Genomic DNA, 5,003 nt, shown 5'->3' on the forward strand with positions numbered 1-5,003 from the left:
CATACCAGTGGCGTGCGAAGAGAGTTTTACCGGTCTGCAGAAGACCTTGCCTTGCATGCGGAGAACGACCCATTACCTAAATTAAAAAAGCGTTTACCCGAAATCGGTATATATGGAAGTGAATTAGATGAAATTGAATCTTCTGCAAAAACCGAAGTTGCTGAACATTTTAAAAATGCCGTTGCAGCAGCTGATCCCGATGCGACAAAAGTTGAAGAACATGTTTTTGCCCCAACATTAGTTATTGAAGAAAAGGGAGAACGAAACCCGCCTGGTCAAGAGAAAATAATAATGGTTGATGCGGCATTATTTGCTATTCGTGAAATTATGGAAGAATACCCGGAAGCAGTTTTATATGGACAAGATGTAGGCCGCAGGCTGGGAGGGGTTTTCAGGGAAGCAGCTACTTTAGCCGAACAATTTGGCGACCATCGCGTATTTAATACGGCTATCCAGGAAGCGTATATTATAGGTTCCACTGTTGGAATGGCTGCAACCGGTGTAAAGCCAATTGTTGAAGTTCAGTTTGGTGATTATATTTTCCCCGGGATCAACCAACTGGTAACAGAAGTTGCAAAAAGTTGTTATCTCACCTGCGGAAAATTTCCGGTACAAACCATTATCAGGGTTCCGGTAGGAGCGTACGGAGGTGGCGGCCCTTATCATAGCGGAAGCATAGAAGGGTTGCTTCTCTCAATTAAAGGAATTAAGATAGTGTATCCTTCAAATGCAGCAGACATGAAAGGATTAATGAAAGCTGCATTTCTTGATCCTAATCCTGTTATAATGCTGGAACACAAAGGCCTCTATTGGAGTAAAGTGCCGGGCACGGAAGAAGCAAAAACTGTTGAACCTTCCCGCGATTATGTGTTGCCGTTAGGTAAGGCCAACATAATTATGCATGCTGATGAGGAAAAAATAAAAAATGGTGAAAGCTGTTGCATTATTACTTACGGAATGGGTGTATACTGGGCCAAAGAAGCTGCAAAAAAATTTAACAACCAATTGGAAATTGTTGACCTGAGATCATTATTTCCTTTAGACGAAAAGTTGATTTTTTCATCAGTGAAAAAACATGGCAAATGCCTGGTGCTTACCGAAGAACAGCAGGACAATTCTTTTGCAGAAGCCCTTGCAGGAAGGATTTCAAACGAATGTTTTCGCTTTCTGGATGCGCCTGTTGAAGTATTAGGCGCTTTAAATTTGCCGGCAGTTCCTATGAATGTAAACCTTGAAAAGGCCATGTTGCCCAATGCAGAAAAAGTTGCTGTCGTTGTTAAAAAAATTCTTGCCTACTAAGTTTAATTGAACTGAAAATAAAGAAGGGCAATGGCGGCAATTGACATCAATAAAAAAGTTGCTATACCGAGAACATTAGAAAGAGCGCCGTTGGTTTCATCACCCATAATTTTTTTATTGTTGCAAATGTGTAATATCACGCCTACCAAAACCGGCGCTGTTATGCCATAAACAACTGAAGTAATAAATAAGGCCTGGAAGGCAGTAATCTTTGTAAGGTTTATAAACAAGCCAATAAGCAACGAAATTATTATCGTAATATAAAATCCTTTGGCTTCGCTGAATTTTTTATCAAGGCCTTCTTTCCAATCGAATGTTTCAGCCAATATGTAAGACAGTGAACCAGCCAACACTGGTATAGCAAGAAGCCCTGTTCCGATAACTCCTACTGCAAATAATAAATAGGAAAGATTGCCGGCAAGAGGCTTTAGCGCCATGGCTGCCTGGTCTACCGTATCTATTTGATGAATACCCGCGTTATATAAAACCACTCCCGTTGTAAGAATAATGAAAAACATAACCACATTCGAGAAAAACATTCCTGAAATAACATCTGACCGCATTCTGCGCAGGAAAAATTTATTGACAACTATATGAGTTTCCTTTTGAGCCTGGTTTTCTGCTTCCATATTTGCCTGCCAAAAAAATAGATAGGGTGAAATAGTTGTGCCCAAAAGTGCAACCAGTATTTCGCAAAATTCGCGGTTGAAATGAATGGACGGTATAAAAGTGTTTTTTAAAACAACGCTCCAGTTTTTTGTTACGATAAATGGAACAATTATATAAAGAAACAATACAACACACAACCATTTCAAAATTGCTGCCAGTTTTTTATAAGAGTAGTGAATAATTACATACATAAGTAATCCTGTAAAAAGAATACTAAAAGCAAAGGATGGAATACCCGGGAAAAGAAGATTAGATACGGCACCCATACCCGCAATGTCAGCGCCAATATTAAGAGTTATGGCAGGGAAACTCAAAATCAACATTATATATAAAAGTCTTTTGGAGTAATGTGTTTTAATAACGTTTGTAAGGCCATTACTTGTCACAAGGCCGATGCGGGCACACATTTCCTGGATAGCTGCCATTAAAGGAAAGGTAATCCATGCAGTCCATAGCGTTGCAAGTCCGAAGGCAGCACCCGCCTGCGAATAGGTGGCTATACCAGACGGGTCATCATCGCTTGCGCCAGTTATTAAACCTGGCCCAAGCGATTTAATATAATCCTTTAAGTCAGTTTCAGTTTTTTTTATTGAATTCATGCAACGCTTATTTTTAAATCATAATTGTCTCAAAATCTTCACAACTTAAATTATTTGGCACACCTATTTAATTATATTTGGTTGATTTTATTTTTAATTTTCAAAATGAGTTTTAATTGATTGAGAAAAAGACAAAAACAGAAATTAAATTCCTCGAGGGACCCCAGGATAGGTTGAAAGATTTTAAATATGCATTGAGTGTTTTTTTTGAATTTATTAAAGGATTCAGGGCGTTACATTTTGTTGGCCCCTGTATTACCGTATTTGGCTCGGCACGATTTAAAGAAGATCATGAATATTATCAGCAGGCCAGAAAGCTTTCCGGTGAAATTGCAAAATTGGGTTTTACAATTATGACCGGAGGCGGTCCTGGTATTATGGAAGCAGCGAACCGTGGAGCAAAAGATGTAGGTGGCAAGAGTGTAGGATGTAATATCGTGCTACCACGTGAACAACATCGCAACCCTTACCTTGATAAATGGGTGGATATTAAATATTTTTTTCTTAGAAAAACATTATTGATAAAATACTCCTACGCATTTATTGTAATGCCGGGCGGCTTCGGCACACTGGATGAATTTTTTGAAGCCTTGACATTGGTTCAAACGAAAAAAATAAACACCTTTCCCATCATTATTTTTGATAAGGATTTTTATAGGAAGATACTGGAACACACCAATCGCATGTGCCAGGTGGGTACCATATCATCCGATGATGAGAAACTTTATTTTGTAACAGATTCGATAGATGATACAATCGCCTATATTAAAGAGAAAAGTATCATGGCATTTGGGCTAAAATATATGCAGCCAAAAAAACCATTCTGGGGATTTTTGGAGAAGAGATAAAAATGGAATTCAGCATTTTGATATCAGCGATGAAAATACCAGGTTGATGGTCAAATATGGCTTAGTAATTCAAAACAAAAAGTATCAATCACAATCAGAAATAAAAAATCATGAAACATAAAATACTTCCTTCAGTTATTTTTTGCGCATTTTTTCTGGCGGCGTGTGCAACACGAACTAACTATAACGGCTACATGCAACCTGTTTATATCGGTCCCTCGGTTGGGCTGGGAACTATAATTGCTGTAGTTGTTTCGTGGAGCAGAAATAAATCAATTCTCTGGGCAATAATTCATGGTATATTGGGATGGTTGTATGTTATATATGCCCTGCTTGTTAAGCCGAAATAAAAATAGCTTTTATAACAACCAAGTCGCTGTTATTTTTGCCAACATGAATTGTAATAGCACAGGTGGATAACTTGTCAACTGAAAACTGGTAATTTATAAAGAAAGTTTTTGGTCAAAAATGGTCAATTGGTGAAGTAAATATATCTTCGTTCATCGCTTTTTATTACCTTTTAATTTTTTGAGAATTCCGTAACAAAATTTGAATGCCTTTAATAACGCTCACATCTGATATTGGACGACAGGATTTTTTAACGGGAGCCATAAAAGGCCAGTTACTACAGGTGAACGATAGTTTCAACATTGTTGACATATCACATGAGCTTTCCCCCTTTAATTATCCACAGGCGGCTTATGTGTGCCGCAATGCAATAAAAAATTTTCCTCCAAACACTTTTCATATCGTACTGGTAAATCTGTTCGATAAACGGCCTGATCACTTGTTGTTGATTCAACATAACAATCAATATATCGGTTGTGCTGATAACGGCCTAATAACAATGATACTCGAAGAAGTTCCGGAAAAGATTGTCGCACTTCCATTGCGGCCTTCTGAGAAAAAGAACACATTATACTGCGCTTCTGTATTTGGAAAGGCATATCAGCAAATTCTTGATGGAAAAACGATGGACGAAATAGGAGATAACAGTGTATCGATTGAAACTAAAAATCCATTGAGGCCCTTGCTGGGACCAAAATTTATTGAAGGACAAATTATCTTCATTGATAATTTTGAAAATGTTATCATCAATATCACCAAAGAAGAATTTGAAGAGCAACGCCGCGGCAGGAGTTTTAAAATAGTTTTTAAAAGAGATGAGGTAATAGAAAAGATCAGCGAAACGTATGCAGACGTACACGAAAGCGAAAAGCTGGCTTTGTTCAATTCGGCCAACTACCTTGAAATAGCCGTCAACAAAGGAAATGCGGCAGGTTTGTTTGGACTGGAAGGCTATTCGGAAAAAGTAAATATGCAAACCCAGTATATGCAAAACCGGCTGTTGTATCAAACGGTGAAGGTTTATTTTGAATAGGTATAATTTTCATTTATATGCATCGCAAACACTTTCTTAAAATATCGTCTCTCACACTCGCCGGATTATTAATTGCCGATTTCACAAAGGCCGGCGATAAAAAGAACCTGCTTATTCAAATGCCGGATGGTGTGGAAATACTTTCGGACAATGCATACATTTCTTTGCAGTCATCTGACAAGCAAAAATGGACATATAAAGATGTAA

At 38.0% G+C, this 5,003-nt stretch carries 6 protein-coding genes; 5 read left to right on the plus strand and 1 reads right to left on the minus strand.

Annotated features, from left to right (window positions below; translation table 11 throughout):
- A partial coding sequence (locus tag ACO1O5_RS10125) for an alpha-ketoacid dehydrogenase subunit beta (protein ID WP_486269832.1) occupies window positions 1–1,299 on the plus strand: 1,299 nt, incomplete at its 5' end.
- A 2-nt stretch (window positions 1,300–1,301) separates the two neighbouring features.
- Here ACO1O5_RS10125 and ACO1O5_RS10130 read toward each other — a convergent pair.
- Window positions 1,302–2,567, minus strand: a complete 1,266-nt coding sequence (locus tag ACO1O5_RS10130; RefSeq protein WP_486269834.1) for an NRAMP family divalent metal transporter — start codon at window positions 2,565–2,567, stop codon at window positions 1,302–1,304.
- Between the two features lie 116 nt (window positions 2,568–2,683).
- Here ACO1O5_RS10130 and ACO1O5_RS10135 point away from each other — a divergent pair, with 116 nt between their 5' ends.
- The 4 genes from ACO1O5_RS10135 to ACO1O5_RS10150 all read left to right on the plus strand — a co-directional run.
- The gene (locus tag ACO1O5_RS10135; RefSeq protein WP_486269836.1) at window positions 2,684–3,415 is read left to right on the plus strand and encodes an LOG family protein; all 732 of its coding nucleotides are present in this window, start codon (window positions 2,684–2,686) and stop codon (window positions 3,413–3,415) included.
- 110 nt (window positions 3,416–3,525) lie between these two features.
- Window positions 3,526–3,765 carry a hypothetical protein gene (locus tag ACO1O5_RS10140; protein WP_486269838.1) on the plus strand — a complete coding sequence of 80 codons (240 nt, stop codon included), beginning with the start codon at window positions 3,526–3,528 and terminating at the stop codon, window positions 3,763–3,765.
- A gap of 203 nt (window positions 3,766–3,968) precedes the next feature.
- Window positions 3,969–4,796 carry an SAM hydrolase/SAM-dependent halogenase family protein gene (locus ACO1O5_RS10145; RefSeq protein ID WP_486269840.1) on the plus strand — a complete coding sequence of 276 codons (828 nt, stop codon included), beginning with the start codon at window positions 3,969–3,971 and terminating at the stop codon, window positions 4,794–4,796.
- Between the two features lie 17 nt (window positions 4,797–4,813).
- Window positions 4,814–5,003 (plus strand): hypothetical protein (locus tag ACO1O5_RS10150; RefSeq protein ID WP_486269842.1); only part of this gene is annotated, 190 nt, incomplete at its 3' end.

It is taken from the genome of Ginsengibacter sp. (assembly GCF_057362405.1).